This window comes from Brachybacterium sacelli (genome assembly GCF_017876545.1).
Lineage (GTDB): Bacteria > Actinomycetota > Actinomycetes > Actinomycetales > Dermabacteraceae > Brachybacterium > Brachybacterium sacelli.
The window spans coordinates 1,357,293-1,377,428 of sequence record NZ_JAGIOD010000002.1; the positions used below are offsets into that span (position 1 = coordinate 1,357,293).

16 protein-coding genes are annotated in these 20,136 nt (G+C 72.0%); 9 read left to right on the top strand and 7 right to left on the bottom strand.

Annotated elements, in window-relative coordinates; translation table 11 throughout:
- Positions 1–51: 51 nt before the first annotated feature.
- The 4 genes from JOF43_RS20585 to JOF43_RS20600 form a co-directional block, all read right to left on the bottom strand.
- The gene (locus tag JOF43_RS20585; RefSeq protein ID WP_281065142.1) at positions 52–630 is read right to left on the bottom strand and encodes a TetR/AcrR family transcriptional regulator; all 579 of its coding nucleotides are present in this window, start codon (positions 628–630) and stop codon (positions 52–54) included.
- Positions 631–749: 119 nt separating this feature from the next.
- Positions 750–2,177, bottom strand: a complete 1,428-nt coding sequence (locus JOF43_RS20590) for a peptide MFS transporter (RefSeq protein WP_209905423.1) — start codon at positions 2,175–2,177, stop codon at positions 750–752.
- Positions 2,178–2,366: 189 nt separating this feature from the next.
- On the bottom strand, positions 2,367–2,837 hold the full coding sequence (locus tag JOF43_RS20595) for a DoxX family protein (protein ID WP_209905008.1): 471 nt from the start codon (positions 2,835–2,837) through the stop codon (positions 2,367–2,369).
- Positions 2,838–2,869: 32 nt separating this feature from the next.
- The gene (locus JOF43_RS20600) at positions 2,870–4,387 is read right to left on the bottom strand and encodes a phytoene desaturase family protein (RefSeq protein WP_209905009.1); all 1,518 of its coding nucleotides are present in this window, start codon (positions 4,385–4,387) and stop codon (positions 2,870–2,872) included.
- An 81-nt stretch (positions 4,388–4,468) separates the two neighbouring features.
- Between JOF43_RS20600 and JOF43_RS20605 the strand changes: the two genes are divergently transcribed.
- The 6 genes from JOF43_RS20605 to JOF43_RS20630 all read left to right on the top strand — a co-directional run bounded on the left by JOF43_RS20605 (position 4,469) and on the right by JOF43_RS20630 (position 11,342).
- Complete coding sequence (locus JOF43_RS20605; RefSeq protein WP_209905010.1) at positions 4,469–5,335, top strand: siderophore-interacting protein; 867 nt, start codon at positions 4,469–4,471, stop codon at positions 5,333–5,335.
- On the top strand, positions 5,335–5,982 hold the full coding sequence (locus tag JOF43_RS20610) for a DNA-3-methyladenine glycosylase I (protein WP_209905011.1): 648 nt from the start codon (positions 5,335–5,337) through the stop codon (positions 5,980–5,982). The genes JOF43_RS20605 and JOF43_RS20610 overlap by 1 nt, the downstream gene beginning before the upstream one ends.
- A 95-nt stretch (positions 5,983–6,077) precedes the next feature.
- Positions 6,078–7,397 carry an O-acetylhomoserine aminocarboxypropyltransferase/cysteine synthase family protein gene (locus tag JOF43_RS20615; protein ID WP_209905012.1) on the top strand — a complete coding sequence of 440 codons (1,320 nt, stop codon included), beginning with the start codon at positions 6,078–6,080 and terminating at the stop codon, positions 7,395–7,397.
- A complete protein-coding gene (locus tag JOF43_RS20620; RefSeq protein WP_377782577.1) occupies positions 7,394–8,548 on the top strand; it encodes an FAD-dependent oxidoreductase in 1,155 nt (384 codons plus the stop codon). The genes JOF43_RS20615 and JOF43_RS20620 overlap by 4 nt, the downstream gene beginning before the upstream one ends.
- A gap of 29 nt (positions 8,549–8,577) precedes the next feature.
- Entirely contained in the window at positions 8,578–9,339 is a 762-nt protein-coding gene (locus JOF43_RS20625; protein ID WP_209905013.1) for a PIG-L deacetylase family protein, read from the top strand.
- Between the two features lie 134 nt (positions 9,340–9,473).
- Positions 9,474–11,342 carry a transketolase gene (locus JOF43_RS20630; protein WP_209905014.1) on the top strand — a complete coding sequence of 623 codons (1,869 nt, stop codon included), beginning with the start codon at positions 9,474–9,476 and terminating at the stop codon, positions 11,340–11,342.
- A 50-nt stretch (positions 11,343–11,392) separates the two neighbouring features.
- On the opposite strand, the gene JOF43_RS20635 is transcribed toward JOF43_RS20630, so the two are convergent.
- From JOF43_RS20635 to JOF43_RS20645, 3 genes are all read right to left on the bottom strand, one after another.
- Positions 11,393–12,859 carry a sugar porter family MFS transporter gene (locus JOF43_RS20635; protein ID WP_209905015.1) on the bottom strand — a complete coding sequence of 489 codons (1,467 nt, stop codon included), beginning with the start codon at positions 12,857–12,859 and terminating at the stop codon, positions 11,393–11,395.
- Positions 12,860–12,932: 73 nt separating this feature from the next.
- Positions 12,933–14,735, bottom strand: a complete 1,803-nt coding sequence (metG, locus tag JOF43_RS20640) for a methionine--tRNA ligase (protein ID WP_209905016.1) — start codon at positions 14,733–14,735, stop codon at positions 12,933–12,935.
- A gap of 33 nt (positions 14,736–14,768) precedes the next feature.
- On the bottom strand, positions 14,769–15,434 hold the full coding sequence (locus JOF43_RS20645) for an HAD family hydrolase (protein ID WP_209905017.1): 666 nt from the start codon (positions 15,432–15,434) through the stop codon (positions 14,769–14,771).
- Positions 15,435–15,700: 266 nt separating this feature from the next.
- On the opposite strand from JOF43_RS20645, the gene JOF43_RS20650 reads away from it, so the two are divergent.
- From JOF43_RS20650 to JOF43_RS20660, 3 genes are all read left to right on the top strand, one after another.
- Entirely contained in the window at positions 15,701–17,218 is a 1,518-nt protein-coding gene (locus JOF43_RS20650; protein WP_209905018.1) for an ATP-binding cassette domain-containing protein, read from the top strand.
- A gap of 43 nt (positions 17,219–17,261) precedes the next feature.
- Positions 17,262–18,650 (top strand): UTP--glucose-1-phosphate uridylyltransferase, encoded by a 1,389-nt coding sequence (locus JOF43_RS20655; RefSeq protein WP_209905019.1) that lies wholly within the window; start codon positions 17,262–17,264, stop codon positions 18,648–18,650.
- Positions 18,651–18,986: 336 nt separating this feature from the next.
- On the top strand, positions 18,987–20,009 hold the full coding sequence (locus JOF43_RS20660) for a hypothetical protein (protein ID WP_209905020.1): 1,023 nt from the start codon (positions 18,987–18,989) through the stop codon (positions 20,007–20,009).
- The last annotated feature ends 127 nt before the right edge of the window (positions 20,010–20,136 follow it).

A 20,136-nucleotide genomic window follows, 5' to 3' on the forward strand; every position in this document is an offset into this window, starting at 1 on the left:
CCGCTGCTGTGGCCGTCGAACCGCCGGGCCGGGAGCGGTCGACGGCACTCCTCACACCGATCGATCCTGGTCCGGGACGAGTCCGAAACCGGCCAGCAGATCCATGAAGTGCTCCACGAGGTCGACTCCCTCCGTGACCATGCATTCGAGGGCGATGCGGGTCGAGCTCGCGACCGCGGCCGACGCCGTCCGGGCACGCAGGGAGGTGTCGGGGATCCCGAGCCGCGGTGCGAGCACGGGGGTGAGGGTCCGTTCACCGTCGTGCACCGTGCGCAGGAACAGCGACCACATTTCGGCATCGGCCAAGACGAGGGGAAACAGTGCGCGGGTGCGCTCAGCGTGTTCGCCGTCGAACATGGCGCGGAACGCGTCCTCGAGGATCTCGGCGAGCGTCGCGTCCGGAGATGCCGCGGTGATCGACATGGTGAACGTCCGGGTGGACCAGTCGAAGATCGGGCCGATGCTGTCGGCCTTGACCGGGAAGTACCGATAGAAGGTGCGCTGCGGGAGCGCGATCTCTTCGCAGATCTGCGAGACGGTCAAGGCAGTCGTGCCCCGAGAGATGTAGAGCGCGCTGCACGCTTCGGCCGCCCTGAGCCGAGCAGACTCTGTCCGTGACACCGTTGCCATGAGGCGACCCTACGCCCGAATGGCAGTTACTGCCATGGTGGAATCCGATAGGGGAGAGCGCAGGAGCCGCCCCACCGTGGTGACGGTGGGGCGGCTCCTGCGCGTCGGCCGTGAGGCGGTCAGCGGACGCCGCGCATGCCCTTCTCGACGGGCTTCGAGATGGCGAGCATGAGCAGACCGATCACGATCGTCACGGCGCCGAGGGCGCCGAAGTACGCCCCCTCCGTCTCCGCGGAGTAGAACCCTGCCAGAGCTCCGGACAGCGAGGTGCCCAGGGCGACCGACAGGTAGTACAGCGCCATCATCAGCACCGGGAAGGCGGACGGGGCCAGCTTGGTGGTGAGCGACAGGCCCACGGGCGAGAGCGAGAGCTCACCGAGCGTGGCCACCACCATGATCATCGCGACCCACAGCACCGGCACCGCCGCCACGGGGACCATGGGCAGGAACAGCAGGAAGGCCGAGCCCATCAGGATGATGCCGAGGGAGAACTTCTTCGGGGTGGTGGGCTGGCGGGAGCCGAGCTTGGTCCACAGGGCGGCGAACAGCGGCGCCAGCACGATGATGAAGAACGGGTTGAACGACTGCACCCACGGGATCGGCATCTCCCACTCCCCGAGGAAGGGCAGCTGCAGCGCGCGGTCCAGGCGGGTGTCCGAGTACAGCGTGATCACCGTGAACTGCTGCTGGAACAGGGCGAAGAACGCCGCGGTGCCGAGGAACAGCGGGATGAACGCGACCACCCGGGAGCGCTCGTCGGAGCTGACCTTCTTCGAGATCAGTAGCATCGCGAAGATCACGATCGCGCCGATCACGGACAGCGTCACCATGATCGCGGCCAGGTTGCCCGCATGGATGATGCCGGTCAGCACGAGGATGATCACGAGCAGGATCGCCGCGAGGGCGATCCCGCCCCAGATCGGGTACATCGCGCGGGGAAGCGGGTCGGGCACCTCGTGCACGGCCGCGGGAAGCTTCTTGCGGGTGAGGACGTACTGGGTCACACCGATCGCCATGCCCAGGGCGGCGAGGCCGAAGCCGACGTGGAAGCCCCAGGTCTGCTGGGTGAGGCCGGTCAGCAGCGGTCCGAAGAGACCGCCGATGTTGACGCCCATGTAGTAGATCGAGAACCCGGCGTCGCGGCGCGAGTCCTTCACGTCGTACAGCGCGCCGACCAGGGTCGCCGAGGTGGCCTTGAGGCCACCCGAGCCGATGCCCACCAGCAGCAGACCGGCGACGAGACCGGGCACGCCCGGCAGCAGGGCCAGGGCGATGTGCCCCAGCATGATCATCACGGCGCTGCCGAGGAGGGTCCGCTCGGGGCCCAGCAGGCGGTCGGAGACCAGGGCGCCGAGGATCGAGAAGATGTAGACCGACCCGCCGTAGGCGCCGACGATGCCGGCCGCGACCGTCGGATCGATCCCGAGGCCACCCCGGGTGGTCTCGAAGTACATGTACAGGGCGAGGATGCCCTGCATGCCGTAGAAGCTGAACCGCTCCCACAGCTCGACGCTGAACAGGTTCGCCAGCGGTCCGGGCTGGCCCATGAAGGTCTGTCCCGAGGGGTTGTGCTCGTCCACGACGGCCGCGTCCGCGGCGACGGTGCCGTCCGGTGCGCTCGGATCTGAGGGGTCTGAAGAATTCACGGTCGCTCATCCTGCGCCACCTGGTCGGCGCTCGGCAATCCCCCGCGAGGGGATGTGACGGGTCAGTCGCGCGGGAGAGGTCGGCGAGGTTCAGGCGGCGTGGGCGCCTGGGCGTGAGGACTTCGCGCCGGAGCGACCCCGGGAGCGGGCGCCACGGGCGAGGGCGATACGGCCCGGGCCGACGGCCGCGAGCAGGAGGGCCGCGGCGCCGAGCACGCCGACGAGCTCCCAGCCGCCGTCGGCGACGAAGAGTCCGCCGCCGAGGTGGACCACGAAGGCGGCGACGGCCATGTCGATCGCGAGCGCGAGACCGGCGACGGCGGTCAGTAGCCCCAGGATCAGCAGCGCACCACCGATCAGCTCGACGTAGGCGACCACCGGCGCGGCGATCTCGGCGAAGGGGATCCCCATGCCGACGAAGCCCTCGGTGGTGGCGGCGATCCCGTTCTGGCCGATCTTCTGCCAGCCGTGGGCCATGAAGACGGCCCCGACGACGAGGCGGGCGAGGAGCAGCGCGGGATCGCGCAGCGCCGCGGGCAGGGCGGTGGTCGCAGACGTCATGGGGAGTCCTTTCGGGACGAGTCAGGGACCCGTCACGATAGTGGAAAACTCAATCGCTCAGGGGTCGGCGCCAGGTCGGGCATCTCTCGCAGGCCGAACTCGTGACGCAGCACACGACGCGCGGCGTGCCAGCCGCCCATCCCGTGCACGCCGGGCCCCGGAGGTGTCGCCGCGGAGCAGAGGTACCAGCCCGTATCGGTCAGGCGGTACGGGTCCCAGCGGGCCGTGGGGCGGGCGATCATGTCGTACATCGACACGCGACCCATCGAGATCTCGCCGCCCACGAGAGATGGGTTGTGGTGCTCCAGCTCGGCGGCGGGCACGCCGCGGGAGGCCACGACGACGTCGCGGAACCCAGGGGCGAAACGTTCGATCTGCCGCGTCACCAGTTCCGTCGGATCCGTCGTGTCGCCGGCCGGCACATGCGCGTAGGACCACAGCGGCCGCAGGCCGTCGTGGCGGCGAGAGGGATCGGCGACCGAGGGGTCGCTGACCAGGGTGACCGGGTGCTGCGGCACCCGTCCGGCGGCGACGGACGCTTCGGCGGCGGCCATCTGCTCCCGTGTCCCGCCCAGATGCTGGGTGCCGGCACGGCCCACCTCGGGGTCGCGCCACGGCACGGGGCCGGACAGGACGAAGTCGACCTTGGCCGCGGCGTCCCCGCGCGGGAAGCGCCGCAGCTGTGCCTCGAGGGAGCGGGGGAGCCGGTTCGCGAGGACGTCCGCTGCTGCCCCGGCCGTGGTGTCCAGCAGGACGGCGCGGGCGGCCGGCACGTCGCGCCAGGTGCGGACGCGGTGCCCGGTGATGATCTCGCCTCCGTGGTCCCGGAGATCCGCGACCAGGGCGTCGGCGATCGCCTGGGACCCGCCTTCGGGGATGGGCCAGCCCACGCCGTGAGCGAGGGCTCCCAGCAGGGTGGAGGTCGCGCTCAGGCCGAGGGAGGGGATGCGGCCGATCGCGTGGGCGGCGACCCCGTTGAGCAGGGCGCGGGCGCGGTCGGTGCGGAAGGGCAGGTTCCAGGCCGGCGTCCCTTGGAGGCCGAGCAGTCCACCGAACAGCGGGGCGACCGCCAGAGTGCGCGGGGTCAGCAGCGCGGGCGCCGCGGAGCGCTTGTCGCCGAGTGCGAGCTCAGCCACCAGGTCCCACTGCCGGGACAGGGTCCCGAGCGTCGCCCGCCAGGCAGGGCCGTCGACCCCGAGCCCGTCCGCGGTGCGTTCCACATCGTGCCAGGCGATCGCGGCGGGTTCGTTCTCCAGCGGCTGCGCGTAGGAGGCCTCCGGTGCGATCATCCGCACCCCGCGCGCCTCGAGGCCGAAATCGCGGAAGAAGGGGCTGGCCAGGGCCAGGGGATGCACCGCGGAGCAGAGGTCGTGGACGATCCCGGGGGCCAGCGAGAGGTCGAGGGTGCGGGCGCCGCCGCCGATGGAGTCCTGGGACTCGAGCACCTGGACGCGCAGACCGGCCCGGGCCAGGGTGACGGCCGCGGCGAGGCCATTGGGGCCGGAGCCGACGACGACGGCATCGAGTTCCGGGGACGCGGAGGCGCTCATGACCCCAGCCTAGACGGGCGCGCGCGGTCCGTCCCGCGGTCGACGTATTTACGAAACCCACGTGTCGCGTAATCTGGGGGCATGGAGTCCACCACCGAAGCGACCGCGCCCACGCCTCCCGCCGCCCGGAGCCCCCGCGGTCCGAAGCCGCCCCGGAAGCAGGCAGTGCTCGAGGTCCTCGGCAAGACCCGCATCTCGCCCCGCCTGCTGCGCGTGCGCCTCGGCGGCGAGCAGTACGCCCACCTGAACCGCAACGAGCACAGCGACGCCTACGTGAAGCTGCTGATCGCCGATCCGGCCTCCGGCCTCACGCCGCCCTACGACCTCGAGGCTCTGCGTGAGGAGAGCCCCGAGCTGCTGCCCGCGCGCCGCACGTACACCGTGCGCCGCTGGGACGACGAGGCCCGCACCCTCGACCTCGATTTCGTGCTGCACGGCCACGGCGCGGACAGCGGCACCGCCGCCGGCTGGGCCGACGAGGCGCTGCCGGGGGACCGTCTCGCCCTGATGGGCGCCGGCGGTGGATACACCCCGGACCCCTCCACCTCCGCCCACCTGCTGATCGGCGACCACGCCTCCGTGCCGGCGATCGCCGCGTCGCTCGAGTCCATGGACCCCGACGCCACGGGACTGGTCCTCCTCCAGCTCGAGCACGAGGAGGACGTGCTCGAGCTCGAGCGCCCTGCCGGCATCGAGCTGCGCTGGGTGTTGGGCGAGCGTGAGCAGCTGCTGGAGACCGTGTCCTCCCTGGACCTCTCGGCCACCGCGGGCCTGCAGGTGTTCTGCCACGCCGAGCGCGGGCTGACCAAGCAGCTGCGCCGCGTCCTGGTCACGGAGGCGGGGATTCCCCGCGAGCAGATCTCGATCTCCGCCTACTGGGCGCTGGGCCGCATCGAGGACCAGTTCCAGGCCGAGAAGCGCGAGCCGATCGGGAAGATCGATGAGTGATGAGTGAGGACCTCGTCGTCGGGGAGGACGGGCTGGCCCGGCCCCGCTGGGCCGCCGTCCACGAGGACCTGCGCAGCTATTACGACACCGAATGGGGCCTGCCCGTGCGCGACGAGCGCGGGGTGTTCGAGCGCCTCGCCCTCGAGGGGTTCCAGTCGGGGCTGTCCTGGGCGACGATCCTGAGGCGCCGCGAGGGGTTCCGTCGCGCCTTCGCCGGCTTCGACGTGGACGCCGTCGCCGCCTTCGGCCCCGCCGACGTCGAGCGTCTGCTGGAGGACGAGGGCATCATCCGCCACCGCGGCAAGATCGAGGCGACGATCTCCAACGCCCGCGCCACCTGCGACCTGCGCACCCGTGACGGCCTCGGCGCGGGCGGCGAGCTCGGGCCGGGCAGCGACCTCGCCGAGCTGATCTGGTCCTACCGCCCCGAGCGGACCCCGGTCCCCGTCGCCGCCGCCGAGGTGCCCACCACGAGCACCCAATCGCACGCCCTGGCCAAGGAGCTCAAGCGCCACGGTTTCCGTTTCGTCGGCCCCACCACGATGTTCGCACTGATGGAGGCCCTCGGCCTCGTCGATACCCACCTCGTCGGCTCCCACCGGCGCGGGACCTCCGGCCTCTGGACGGTCGACGGCGCCATCGCCTGAGAGCCACATTCCGTCACAGATCTCGCCCCGCCCCCTGGCGCCGTCACATCCTGGGTCACGACCACCGCATCGTCGACATCTGCCCAGGAGGCCACGTGAGCACTGCAGCGATCCACGCCGGCTGGAGAGCGGACGACATGCACGGCGCCCTCACGCCGCCGGTCTACTCCTCCAGCGCCTACGCGCACGAGGACCACGCCTCGCTCAAGGACCTGTTCGCCCGGCGGAGCGCAGGCTTCGCCTACTCCCGCTCCGGCAACCCCACCACGGCTGTGCTGGAAGAACGGGCGGCCGCTCTCGAGGGAGGGGCCGGCGCGATCGCCGTGGCCAGCGGCCAGGCCGCCACCACCATCGCGCTGTGCGCCCTGCTCGAGCCGGGCAGCCACGTCGTCGCCTCCCAGCTGCTGTACGGCGGGACCACCGAATTCCTCGACGACACCCTCGCCGACCTCGCCGTCACCTCCACCACCGTCGACCCGTGGGACCTGGAGGCCTGGGAGCGCGCGATCACCCCGGCCACCCGCGCCGTCGTCGTCGAGTCGGTCGCGAATCCCGGGGCGCAGCTGGTGGACCTCGCGGCGATCAGCTCGATCGCCCACGCCCACGACGTCCCCGTCGTGGTCGACGCCACGCTCGCCAGCCCGGCGCTGTACCGGCCGGGCGAGCACGGGGCCGATGTCGTCGTCCACTCCGCGACCAAGTACCTCTGCGGCCACGGCACCACGATCGCCGGCCTCATCGTGGACACCGGCCGCTTCGACCCGCGGCGATGTCCCGAGCGCTGGCGGCGACTGACCTCACCCAACCGACGCTTCGGCGTCACCTTCGCCGACGAGTACGACCGCGGCTGCTCGGGACTGCTCGCCTACGCCCGCGCCAAGTACGTCACCGACTTCGGGGCCACCCTCCCCGCCGCCAGCGCCCAGCAGATCCTGGTGGGCATCGAGACCCTCGACCTGCGGATGCGCAAGATCAGCGCCGACGCCGCCGCCCTCGCCGCCCGCCTGCACGGCTCGGTCGGCACAGCCCGGGTCGAGCACCCCACCATCCCCGGTCGGCCCGACGCCCACCTCGCCGACCGGGACTTCCCGCACGGCACCGGCGGGGTGTTCGCCCTCGACCTGGACGGGGGAGAGGACGCCGCCGCCGCGTTCTGCGACGCCCTGGAGCTGTTCACCCTCGCCGTCAACATCGGCGACGCGCGCTCCCTGGTCTGCCACCCCGCCACCACCACCCACTGCCACCTGGAGGAGAGCCAGCGTCGCGCCTGCGGCGTCGGCCCCGGCACCGTGCGACTGAGCATCGGACTCGAGAACGTCGAGGATCTCTGGGCCGACCTCGAGCGGGGCCTGGCCGCCGCTCGCGCCGTGAGCGGTGCCGCCGAGCCGGAACAGGCGGTCGCCCGGCGGGGATGAGCCCCGTCGCCTCCGGGAACATCCCCGGTCCCGAGCGGGTTCCGCCGGGTATGGAGACCTCTGTGCGCACCACCGACGCGGTGGTGGTCGGTGCTGGCCAGGCAGGGCTGTCGGCCGCCTACCATCTGCGCCGTCGCGGTCTGCGCTTCGTGATCCTGGACGCTGAGGAGGGGCCCGGCGGGGCGTGGCGCCACCGCTGGGACAGCCGCACCATGTCCACCGTCAACGGGATCCGGGAGCTGCCCGGGATGCCCGAGGTGACCGCGGAGGCCGCCGAGCCGGCGAACCGGGCGGTGCCCGCCTACTTCGCGGACTTCGAGAGCCGCTTCGAGGTGCCGGTCGAGCGCCCGGTGCGAGTGACCCTGGTCGAGGACGATCCCGTCGCAGCGGAGTCGCCGCATCCGCCGCTGCTGGTCCACTCCGTCGGCCCTGATGGCGCCCGGCGCGCCCCGATCCGCACCCGGGCCCTGCTCAGCGCCACCGGCACCTGGACCCGTCCCTTCGTGCCCGCCCTCGCAGGGGCCGCCTCCTTCCGGGGGCGTCAGCTGCACACCGTCGACTACGTGCGCGCGGAGGACTTCGCCGGGCAGCGGGTCGCCGTCGTCGGCGGCGGGATCAGCGCCCTGGGCTTCCTCCAGGAGATCGCCGGCGTGGGCCGGGCCCTCTGGTACACGCGACGCGAGGTGGAGTTCCAGGAAGGACCCTTCACCGAGGAGGTCGGCCGGGCGGCCGTCGCCGGGGTGGCCGGTCGGGTCCGTCAGGGCCGGCCCGTCGGTTCCGTCGTCTCGAACACCGGCCTGCGATGGACCCCGGAGCTGCGGGAAGCCGCGCGAGAAGGCCTCCTCGCCCGCCGCCCGATGTTCACCCGGATCACGCCCAGCGGGGTGGTCGAGGCCGACGGCACCACCACCGAGCTGGACGCGATCCTGTGGGCCACCGGCTTCCGTCACGAGCTGCGCCACCTGCGGCCGCTGGGGCTGCGGGGCCCGCTCGGCGGTATCGCCCTGGACGGCACCGCCGTGGCCGGGGACCCCCGCATCCACCTGCTCGGCTACGGCCCCAGCGCCTCGACCATCGGCGCCAACCGCGCCGGCCGTGCCGCCGTGAGCTCGCTGCTGCGAACCCTCCAGGGCAGCCTCGCGCCCGCCTAGAGTGGGACCAGCCCACCGGGAGGATCCCCATGACTTCTGCGTCCGAGCACGTCGCCCCCACGGCCCTGCCTGCGCTGCCCGAGGACGGGATCCGGCGCGTGCTGTGCGTCGTCGCCCATCCCGACGACATGGAGTACGGCGCCTCCGCGGCCGTGCGGGCCTGGTCCGAGGCCGGCGTCGCCGTCACCTACCTGCTGCTGACCCGTGGCGAGGCCGGGATGGCCCAGGACCCTGTGGTCGTCGCGCCGCTGCGGGCCCGCGAGCAGCAGCGCGCCTGCGAGGTCGTCGGCGTCGCGGACCTGCGGATCCTCGAGCACCCCGACGGCATGCTCGAGGCGACCCTCGCTCTGCGCCGCGACATCGCCCGGGTGGTCCGGCAGGTGCGGCCGGACCTCGTGCTGACCGCGAACTTCGACCTGGAGGCCTACGGCTCGGTCAATCAGGCCGATCACCGCGCCGCCGGGCTCAGCGCCGTGGACGGCACCCGTGATGCTGCCAACCCCTGGGTGTTCCGGGAACTGCGCGAACGCGAGGGGCTCGAACCCTGGACCGCCCGCGCCCTGCTGGTCGTCGGCCACCCCGAGCCGACCCACGCCAAACCGGTGGGTCCGGCGCAGGTGCAGGCCGCCGTCGACTCCCTGCGCGCCCATGCGGCCTATCTCGAGCACGTCACCGGCCATCCCGCTCCCGAGGACTTCCTCCCCGAGATCCTGCGCGCCGGCGGCGCGAAGGCCGGGACCGAGCACGCCGTGACGATGCGGGTCCACGACCTCGGAGGTCTCGGGGACTGAGACGGGACCACTCGGTCACCCCGGTCCTTGGCGCGCCGCACAGCAGGTTCCTAGGGTGGGGAGCAGACCGGATGACGAGCCACGGATCCTCGGGCGCGACCTCCTCGCAGCCGGGATCCCGGAAGGAGCAGTCCATGTCCGCCACCATGCACGAGGGGCTCGACCTCTCGCAGATCCCCGAACTCGCCGCGCAGCTGCGCGTCGACTCGATCCGTGCCTCCACCGCCGCCGGCTCCGGGCACCCCACCTCCAGCATGTCGGCCGCCGACCTGCTGGCCACGCTGGTGGCGCGTCACCTGCGCTACGACTGGGACCACCCCGAGGCCGACGGCAACGACCACCTGATCTTCTCCAAGGGACACGCCTCCCCGCTGCTCTACTCCGTGTACAAGGCGACGGGCGTCGTCTCCGACGAAGAGCTCATGACCGGGTACCGCCGCTTCGACCAGCGCCTCGAGGGTCACCCCACGCCGGTGCTTCCCTGGGTGGACGTCGCCACCGGCTCCCTCGGACAGGGCCTGCCCGACGGCGTCGGCGTCGCCCTGTCCGGCAAGCACCTGGAGCAGGCCCCCTACCGGGTGTGGGTGCTCTGCGGTGACAGCGAGATGGCCGAGGGCTCCGTGTGGGAGGCGCTCGACAAGGCCTCCCACTACGGGCTCACCAACCTCGTCACCCTCGTCGACGTCAACCGGCTCGGCCAGCGCGGCCCGACGGACCTCGGCTGGGACCTCGATGCCTACGCCGCCCGGGTCGAGGGCTTCGGGGCGCGGGCGGTCATCATCGACGGCCACGACGTCTCCCAGATCGACGACGCCCTCGCCCAGGCCGACGACCCCGGCGACCGCCCGCTGGTGATCCTCGCCCGGACCGTCAAGGGCAAGGGCTACTCCGCGGTCGAGGACCAGGAGGACAAGCACGGCAAGCCGATCCCGCAGGACGAGGAGGAGGAGGCCCTCCGCGAGCTCGGCGGGGAGCGTCATCTGCTGGTGCGCGGCCCCAGGCCGCCCGCCTACACCCGGGACCGGGCCGAGGCCCGCCCGGTCCAACTGCCCACCTTCGAGGTGGGGGAGGAGCTCGCCACCCGCAAGGCCTACGGCAAGGCACTGGTCGCCCTGGGCCACGCCGACCCTCGTGTGGTGGCGCTGGACGGAGAGGTCTCCAACTCGACCGGGACCGGCGACTTCGTCGCCGAGTTCCCCGAGCGCTTCTTCGAGATGTACATCGCCGAGCAGCAGATGGTGGCCGCCGCCACCGGGCTGTCCGTGCGCGGCCACATCGCCTTCGCCTCCTCGTTCGCGGCCTTCCTCACCCGCGCCGCGGACTTCGTGCGGATGGCGCCCGTCTCCCGGGTCGACCTGCGGATGGTCGGCTCCCACGCGGGCGTCGAGATCGGCGCCGACGGGCCCTCGCAGATGGGGCTGGAGGACCTCGCGCTGTTCGCGGCCACCCAGGGCTCGACCGTGCTGTACCCCAGCGACGCGACCTCCACCGCCGCCCTCGTCGAGCAGATGGCCGCGACCTCCGGCGTCAGCTACCTGCGCACCACCCGCGGCGGGTACCCGGTGCTGTACGAGGCGGGCGAGGAGTTCCCCGTCGGCGGGTCCAAGACGCTGGTCTCCTCCGCGTCCGACGACGTCACCCTGATCGGTGCCGGCGTGACCCTGCACCAGGCGCTGTCCGCCGCCGCGACCCTCGCCGAGCAGGGGATCCGCGCCCGGGTGATCGACGCCTACTCGGTCAAGCCGTTGGACGCCGAGGGCATCCGCGCCGCCGTCGACGCCACCGGCGGACGGGTGGTCGTCGCCGAGGACCACCACGCCGAGGGCGGGCTGGGTGCCGCGGTGCTCGCCGCGCTGGCCACAGAGAGCATCCAGGACCTCCATCTCGAGCACCTCGCCGTCGACGGGGTGCCCGGATCGGGCTCCACGGCCGAGCTGCTCGACTGGGCGGGGATCGACGCGGCGCACATCGCGGCCGCCGCGCGCAGCCTGCTGGAGGTCTGAGCTGGTGGAGGTCTCGCGCAGGAGACCAGGAGACGGGCGGCGCCGGCGGCTCAGGTGCCGTGGCGCGCGCTCCCGCCGCGCCTGACCTCCAGATCGTCCATGTCCTCCAGCTCCTTCCCCTTCGTCTCCGGGAGCAGGCGCAGCACGAAGAGGAACGAGATCGCCGCGAAGACGGAGTAGACCCCGTAGGCGAAGGTGAGGCCGATCTGGGACATGGCGGGGAAGGTCGTGGAGACCAGGAAGTTCGCGACCCACTGGGTGGCGCCGGCGACTGCCAGTGCCGAGCCGCGGATGCGATTGGGGAACATCTCTCCGAGCATCACCCACATGATCGGTCCCCAGGTCGTCGCGAAGAAGACGACGAACGCGTTCGCCCCGATCAGCGCGACCGTGGACCAGGGAGCCGGGAGCGACACGGCGTCGCCCGCGCCCTGCTCGGCGAAGGAGAAGGCGAGCGCCATCGTCGCCAGGGAGATCGTCGTGCCGCCCGAGCCGATCAGCAACATGGGTCGCCGCCCCACCCGATCCACGAGAAGGATGGCCACGACCGTGGCGAGGATGTTGATCACCGACGTGATGGTGCTGGTCAGAAAAGCTTGGGACTCGTCGAATCCGACGGACTGCCACAGTGTGGTCGAGTAGTAGAAGATCACGTTGATGCCCAGCAGCTGCTGGAGCGCAGCGAGGAGGATACCGACCCACACGATCGGTTTCAGCCCGAACCGCCGGCCGAGAAGATCCCGGAGGGACTCGCGCTGCTCCCGTTCCAGTGAGGCGCGGATCTGCTCGATCTTCAGGTTCACATCGATCTCGCCGGTGAACTTGTACAGCACCCGGGACGCCTCGTCGAACCTGCTCCTGCCCACCAGGAATCGCGGGGATTCCGGCAGCTTCAGGGCGAGGACGCCGTAGACGACGGCAGGGACCATCTCGATCAGGAACATCCACCGCCACGCGGGCACGCCGAACCAGAGTGTGCCTGCGGATCCGCCGGCGACCCTCGCGAGCACGGCATTGGACAGCAGCGCCGCGAAGATGCCCAGCACGATCGACAGCTGCTGGAGCGAACCGAGCCGGCCACGGTAGCGGGCCGGCGCCACCTCGGCGATGTAGGCAGGGGCGATGATGCTGGCGGCGCCCACGCCGAGACCGCCCAGCGCGCGCCACGCGATCAGGTCCCAGACTCCGAACGCGAGGCCGGAGCCGAGGGCGGAGAGGAAGAAGAGGACCGCGGCGACCACCATCACCTTCACGCGGCCGTACCGGCTGGAGAGGCTGCCGGCGAACCAGGCGCCGACGACGCTGCCCAGCAGGGCGGACGAGACGGCGAAGCCGGTCAGACCGGCACCGAGGGAGAACTCCTCGGACAGCGCGCTGACAGCGCCGTTGATGACCGACGTGTCGAAGCCGAACAGGAAACCGCCGACGGCGGCGGCCACGCTGATCGCGACGACTTTGGGGTTCAGATGCTGGGCCGGCGCCGGTCCGGCTCCGGGCTGCGCGTCGGACGTGGACATGGGAGGATCGCCTCCTTCGCCGGGGACTGCGGTGACCTCACCGTATACCCGGTGAGGACGGACCAGGAGGAGCTCAGCGGTCCTCGGCCGCCGCCTCGAGGCGCTCGAGCTCCTGCTCGGCGATGGCCGGGTCGAGCTTGACGAAGACCGGGGTGGGCTTGAGGACCGTCCGGCCCACCGCCACCGGACGGTGCCCCCAGGCCGGGACGTCGCTGTAGTCGCCCGTGATGATCGGGTAGGCGGGGCCGCCGTCGAGGTCCTCGACCTCCACGATGTGGGGCAGCGGAGCGACCTGGCGATCCCCGCCCAGAGCCCGCTCGACGGCGTTGGCGGACTGCGGCAGGAACGGGGCCAGCATGGTGTTGAGATCGGTGACGGCCTGGGCGAGGACGTGCAGCACGGTCAGCAGGCGCGGGCGCTGCTCCTCGGCCTTCATCTTGAACGGCTCGGTGCGGGAGACGTAGGCGTTCGCCTCGCCCACCAGGCGCATGATCTCGGCGATCGCTGCGCGCTGGCGATGGGCCTCGATGAGCTTCCCGACGGTGCCGAAACCGTCCCGGATCGCCCCCAGCAGATGCTCGTCGACGTCTTCGAGGTCGCCGGCCGGCGGGATCTCGCCGACGTTCTTGGCGATCATCGCTGCGGTGCGGTTGATCAGGTTGCCCCAGCCCGCGACCAGCTCGTTGTTCGTGCGGGAGACGAAGTCGCTCCAGGTGAAATCGGCGTCCTGGTTCTCCGGGCCGGCCGCGGAGATGAAGTAGCGCAGGGCGTCGGGCTGATAGCGCTCGAGCACGTCGCGCACATAGATCACGACGCCCTTGGAGGAGGAGAACTTCTTGCCCTCCATGGTGAGGAACTCGGAGGAGACGACCTCGGTGGGCAGCTTCAGCTCCCCGAACCTCCCGGGTGCGCCGCCGGCGTCGCCCGCGCCGTTCTGGGCGATCATCTCCGCCGGCCAGATCTGCGAGTGGAAGACGATGTTGTCCTTGCCCATGAAGTAGTAGGCGAGGGTCTCCGGATCGTTCCACCACTTCCGCCACGCCTCGGGATCGCCGGAGCGGCGGGCCCACTCGATCGAGGCGGAGAGATAGCCGATCACGGCGTCGAACCACACGTACAGGCGCTTGTTCGGCTGGTCCCCCCAGCCCGGCACCGGGATGCCCCAGTCGATGTCGCGGGTCATCGCGCGCGGCTTGATGTCCTCGAGGATGTTCTGGCTGAAGCGGATCACGTTCGGCCGCCACAGACCGGTGGCCTCCCGCTCGTCGAGCCAGCGGCCGAGCTCGCCGGCCAGGGCCGGCAGGTCGAGGAACCAGTGGGAGGTCTCGATGAACTCCGGGGTCTCGCCGTTGATACGGGAGACGGGGTCGATGAGGTCCGTGGGGTCGAGCTGATTGCCGCAGTTGTCGCACTGATCGCCGCGAGCACCGCCGGCGCCGCAGATCGGGCAGGTGCCCTCGATGTAGCGGTCCGGCAGGGTGCGCCCGGTCGACGGGGAGATCGCCCCGGAGGTGGTCTGCTCGAGCATGTAGCCGTTGTCCCGCACGGTCACGAACATGTCCTGCACCACCTGGTAGTGGTTGCCGGTGGTGGTCCGGGTGAACAGGTCGTAGGAAAGCCCCAGCGCCACCAGGTCCTCGACGATCAGGCGGTTGTTGCGGTCGGCGAGCTCACGGGCGGTGACGCCCTCCTTGTCCGCCTCGACCAGGATCGGGGTGCCGTGTTCGTCGGTGCCGGAGATCATGAGCACGTCGTGGCCGGCCATGCGCATGTAGCGGGAGAAGACGTCGGAGGGGACACCGAAGCCGGCGACGTGACCGATGTGGCGGGGACCGTTGGCGTACGGCCAGGCGACCGCGGACAGGACTGTGCTCATAGCCCTGAAGTCTAGGGGAGGGCGCGCCCGGTCTCAGCCGCGACCATGGCGCACCGCCCGCCAGCCGAACTCCTCGGCCCCGCGCACGTGCCCCGCGGAGTCGTCGAGGAAGGCGACCTGGGCGGGCGCCAGGGGCCCGGCCGGCTCCCGCGAGAGGCGCTCATGGGCGCGGGCGAAGGCCTCGCGATCGGGCTTCGCGGCCCCGAGGTCCGCGGTGTTCAGCAGGAACCGCCGGCGCGGGCCGAGGACATCGCCCAGTCCCAGCTGGTCCAGTTCCCAGGGCACCCGATCGGTGCCGTTGGTCAGCACGAACACGGCCAGTCCCTGCTCGCGGAAGCGCTGCAGCTGTGCGAGCACCTCCTGGTCCACGCACCCCGGGGTCGCGGCCCAGAGCCGCACCGTCTCCCGCGCGGTCCCCGGAGCGGCTCCCTGCGTCACGAGCTCGGCGACGGCGCGCTCCCGCCACTGCGCATGGGTGCCGCGGCCACGGGTGACCTCCTCGAGGAAGGGGTGGCCGAGGATCGCCGCGAAGGCGGTGCCCGGTGCGAGACCGACGTGGTGGTCGAGCCGGTCCCACAGCGAGGGATCGAAGACCCGCAGCACGCCGTCGAGGTCGGAGACCACCGCGCGCACATCGTGTTCGGAGACCACGGTGCGCAGCTGCAGGAGGGACGACGGGGGAGGGAGGGAGGTGGCCATCGAGTCATCGTAGGAGTGTGGGCGAGTCATCGTAGGAGTGTGGGGCGGCGGGCGATCCTCGATGCCGACGGGAATTGCCGTGACAGCGCCCGCGCGGTGCCCTACCGTCGAGGGTATGAGCGTCATCATGTCGAGCGCCGCCCAGGTGGCGCGCCCCCGCGTCCGCCGCTGACGGCGGCGCACGAGCACACCCCCACGCCGTCGTCCGGATCCTGACCGGGCGGCCGTTCCCGCGCGCCCGGTGACCCACCACCGGAAGGCACGACATGACCTCGCACACCTCCTCCCTCCCCTCCACCGGCACCGCGCAGCTGCGCGCCCGGCAGCTCCGCCTGGCCCGCGGTGGCCGCGTGCTGCACGACGGCATCGACCTCACACTCTCCCCGGGCGACCGCCTCGCCGTCGTCGGGGAGAACGGGCGCGGCAAGACCACCCTGCTCGAGGTGCTCGCCGGGACCCTCGAGCCCGACGCCGGCACCCTCGAGCGTCACGGCAGTCTCGGCGTCGTCCAGCAGGACCTGGCGCTGACCCCCGCGACCCGCACCGTCGGGGACCTGCTCGATCAGCTGCTCGCTCGGCCCCTGCGCGCGCTGCGGGAGCTCGACGAGGCGGCCGCGGCGCTGGCGGAGGACGTCGGCCCCGCGGCGAGCGCCCGCTACGACGCGGCGCTCGCCCTGGTCACGTCCGTGGACGCCTGGGACGCGCCGCGCCGGCTCGAGGTCGCTCTCACCGAGGTCGAGGCCGTCACCGAGCGCGCTCGTCCGCTCGACACCCTCTCGGTGGGCCAGCGCTACCGGGTGCGCCTGGCCGGGGTCCTCGCCGCCCGCGACGACCTGCTGCTGCTGGACGAGCCGACCAATCATCTCGACGCCCGCGGCCTCGACCACCTCACCCGCGCCCTGAAGGAGCATCCCGGCGCTCTCGCCCTGGTCACCCACGATCGGGCCCTGCTGACGGACGTCGCCACCGCCGTCCTCGACCTCGACCCGACCAGCGACGGACGCGCCCTGCTGGTCAGCGGCGGCCTGGAGCGGTGGCAGGAGGTCCGAGCACGCGCCCGGGCCGCCTGGGAGGACGCCCACCGCGCCCAGCAGGAGGAGCACGCGCGGCTGAGCTCCCGGGCCGAGGAGGCCCGCTCCCGGCTCTCCAGCGGTTGGCGGCCGCCCAAGGGCACCGGCAAGCACCAGCGCCAGACCCGTGCCCCCGGCGTGGTGCGGGCGATGAATGACCGGCTCTCCCAGCTCGAGGAGCACCGGCTCGACGTGCCGCCCCCGCCGCCCCGGCTCACCCTGCCCGCCGCGAGCACCCCGGGCGGTGCGCCCCTGCTGCGAGCTGACGGCGTGGAGGTCACCGGGCGGCTCGAGCGGACCACCCTGCGGCTCGAGGGCGGTGATCGCCTGCTCGTCGTCGGCCCCAATGGCGCGGGCAAGACCACGCTGCTGCGGGTGCTCGCCGGTGAGCTGGCCCCGGACGACGGTGGGGTGCGGGTGCTGGGCGGGGCGCGGGTCGCTCACCTGTCCCAGGAGGACGACGCCCCCGCAGTGCATCGCGGCAGTCCCGGGGAGCGGCGTCGCCGTGCCCTGGCGGCGCTGTTCGGCCGACGACCGGACGTGCTGCTGCTGGACGAGCCGACGAACCACCTCGGCATCAGCGGAGTTGACGACCTGCTCTCCGCGCTCGAGGAGTCCCCGTCGGCCGTCGTGCTCGCCACCCACGACCGCTGGGTGCTGCGCGCGCTCGGGCACTGGCCGCGGCTCGTGCTCGGCGAGGCACCCGGGCGGTGAGAGGAATGCGGAACCGGAGGCGATCACTGGATACCCTGGGACCATGAGCAACGAAGGACTTCAGGCCGCCCAGCAGAAGATGGCCGACGCGGGGGTCGCCCAGACCGCGATCGACGTCTTCACCCACTACTACGGTCAGCTCGAGGAGGGAGTCACCGGCACGATTGAAGAGGACACGATCGAGCCCTACCTCGACCCGCCGCTGCTCGAGGACGTGCAGATCGATCCCGCCCATGCCAAGCAGGTCTTCGACCAGCTCGCCATCATCGACCTCAACGGCGGGCTCGGCACCTCGATGGGCCTGGACCAGGCCAAGTCCCTGCTGCCCGTGCGGGACGGCAAGAGCTTCCTCGACCTCCTCGTCGAGCAGGTCCTCGCCGCCCGGCGCGGCACCGGGTCCCGCCTGCCGCTGATCTTCATGAACTCCTTCCGCACCCGCGAGGAGACCCTCGAGGTGCTCGAGAAGTACCCCGACCTGCCCGTCGGCGACCTCCCGCTGGACTTCCTGCAGAACAAGGAACCCAAGCTGCGCACGGACGACCTCGCCCCGGTCACCTGGGAACAGGACCCGGCGCTGGAGTGGTGCCCGCCCGGCCACGGCGACCTCTACACCGCCCTGCAGACCTCCGGGCTGCTGCAGCAGCTGCTGGACGCCGGCTTCAAGTACGCCTCCGTCTCGAACTCGGACAACCTCGGCACCGTCCCGAACCCGGTGCTCGCCTCCTGGTTCGCGTCCACGGGCGCCCCCTACGCCGCCGAGCTGTGCCGCCGCACCCCGGCGGACCGCAAGGGCGGCCACCTCGCGGTGCGCACGTCCGACGGCCGCCTCATCCTGCGCGATACGGCGCAGACCCCGGCCGAGGAGATGGACTACTTCACCGACGAGCACCGGCACCCGTTCTTCCACACCAACAACCTGTGGTTCGACCTCGAGAAGCTCGACGCCGTGCTCACGGAGCGCGACGGGGTCATGGGCCTGCCGCTGATCCGCAACGAGAAGACGGTGGACCCGGCCGAGAAGTCCAGCCCCGCCGTCTACCAGCTCGAGTCCGCCATGGGCGCGGCGATCGAGGTGTTCGACGGGGCGACCGCGATCGTCGTCGGCCGCGACCGCTTCCTGCCGGTGAAGTCCACCAGCGACCTGCTGCTGATCCGCTCCGACGTGTACACGCTGGACGAGCGCGCGGCGCTGGTCCAGCAGGTCGACCCGGTGCCGACGGTGTCGCTGGCCGCGGACTCCTACAAGCTGATCGGCGACTTCGAGCCGCGCTTCCCGCACGGAGTCCCCTCCCTCAAGGACGCCGTCAGCCTCGACGTCCAGGGGGACTGGACCTTCGGCGTCGACGTCAGCGTGGTCGGCGACGCGGTGCTCGGCGAGGAGGGCGGCGAGGTGCCCGAGGGCGCCCGCGTCGGCACCGTCAGCCCCGCCTGATCTCGGCGGCGGTGCCGGGCCGCGCCCCCTGCGCCGCCGTCCTGTCCCGCGTCCCGCCACGCTGGTTTCGCGGCGCCGTCCTCCCGCTGCGCCCCTGCGCCGCGCCCCTGCGCCGCCGTCCCGCCGCGCCCCCGCGCCGGCCAACCGCCGAGATCGACATGGGGACCACTTTGCTCGGTTCAAGGTGGTCCCCATGTCGATCTCGATCTGCCGGTGGTGCATCGCGCGACGTGCCCGACGGGGAATCGCCTGGGGAGGGCCGTGCGCTCGGGCCGCTCACCTGCGGGCTGTGGAAACGTCTGCTCCCTCGTGGCGGCACGGCCCGATGCTGTTCGTATGACCGGCAGACCCCGTCCGCTCCCGCCCGAGCTGCCCTACACCGTGTTCACCGCGACCGAGGCACGCCGTGCCGGCATCTCGGCGTCGAGGTTGCGGGCGTCGGACCTCAGATCCCTCAGTCACGACCTGTGGGCCCGGACCGACGGGACCGTGACCGAGCGCGACATCGTTGCCGCGCTCTGTCGACGCGACCGCCACGTCTTCGCCGTCGGGCTCACGGCGGCGCGCCTCTGGGGCTTTCCCCTGCCCGGATCCCTCGGGCGCGAGGTGGTCGCCGCCCCGTCCTCGCCACGCAGGGTCGGCGGACGCCGGGTGTACAAACCGGGCGGACGCGCCGTCGACACCCGGATCCACATGGGCACCTCGGGGACGCTGCGCCGGGAATCGGCCCTCGTGCACTGGAGCCGCTTGTCCGTCGACCGGGTCCGTCTCGGCGAGGAGCCGGGCGTGCGGCTCACCTCGCGGATCCGGACCCTGCTCGACCTCGCGGGGATACTCGGGCAGGACGACCTCGTCATCATCGGCGACCATCTCGTGCGCATGCCCCGCCCGGCGCTGGAAGGGAGGGCTGATCCTCATGCCTCGGTCGAGGAGCTGGCCGAGATCGCGGCGCGGTTCCGCGGACGGGGAGCAATCACGGTGCGGGAGGCGATGGCCCAGGCGCGCGTGAGCAGCGACTCACCGGCGGAGACCCGCCTGCGTCTGGCCGTGGTGAGGGCGGGGCTGCCTGAACCCCTCGTCAACGTCCGCGCCGTGGTGAACTCCGGCGAGAGGCGTGAACCCATCGACCTCGGCGAGCCGGACCTGCACTGGCCACGATGGCGGGTCGCCCTCGAGCACGAGGGCCCGAGGCACCTGCGCGCCGAACAGTTGCCGCGGGACATCGCGCGTGCGGAGCGGCGGGAGAAGGCCGGGTGGATCGAGGTCCGCACGACGGCCGGGGACCTCGGCACTGGTTGTCGCAGGGGCGTGGCGCGAGTCCGGGACGCCCTCCTCCGGCACGGCTGGCAACCTTCCTGACCGTGGGACGTCCGCCGTGGCGCATGATGCAGCGGGGGCGGGCGGTCACGTGGGGAACGGACACGCCGAGATCGACATGGGGACCACTTTCGGCCCAGGAAAGTGGGCCCCATGTCGATCTCGGTTC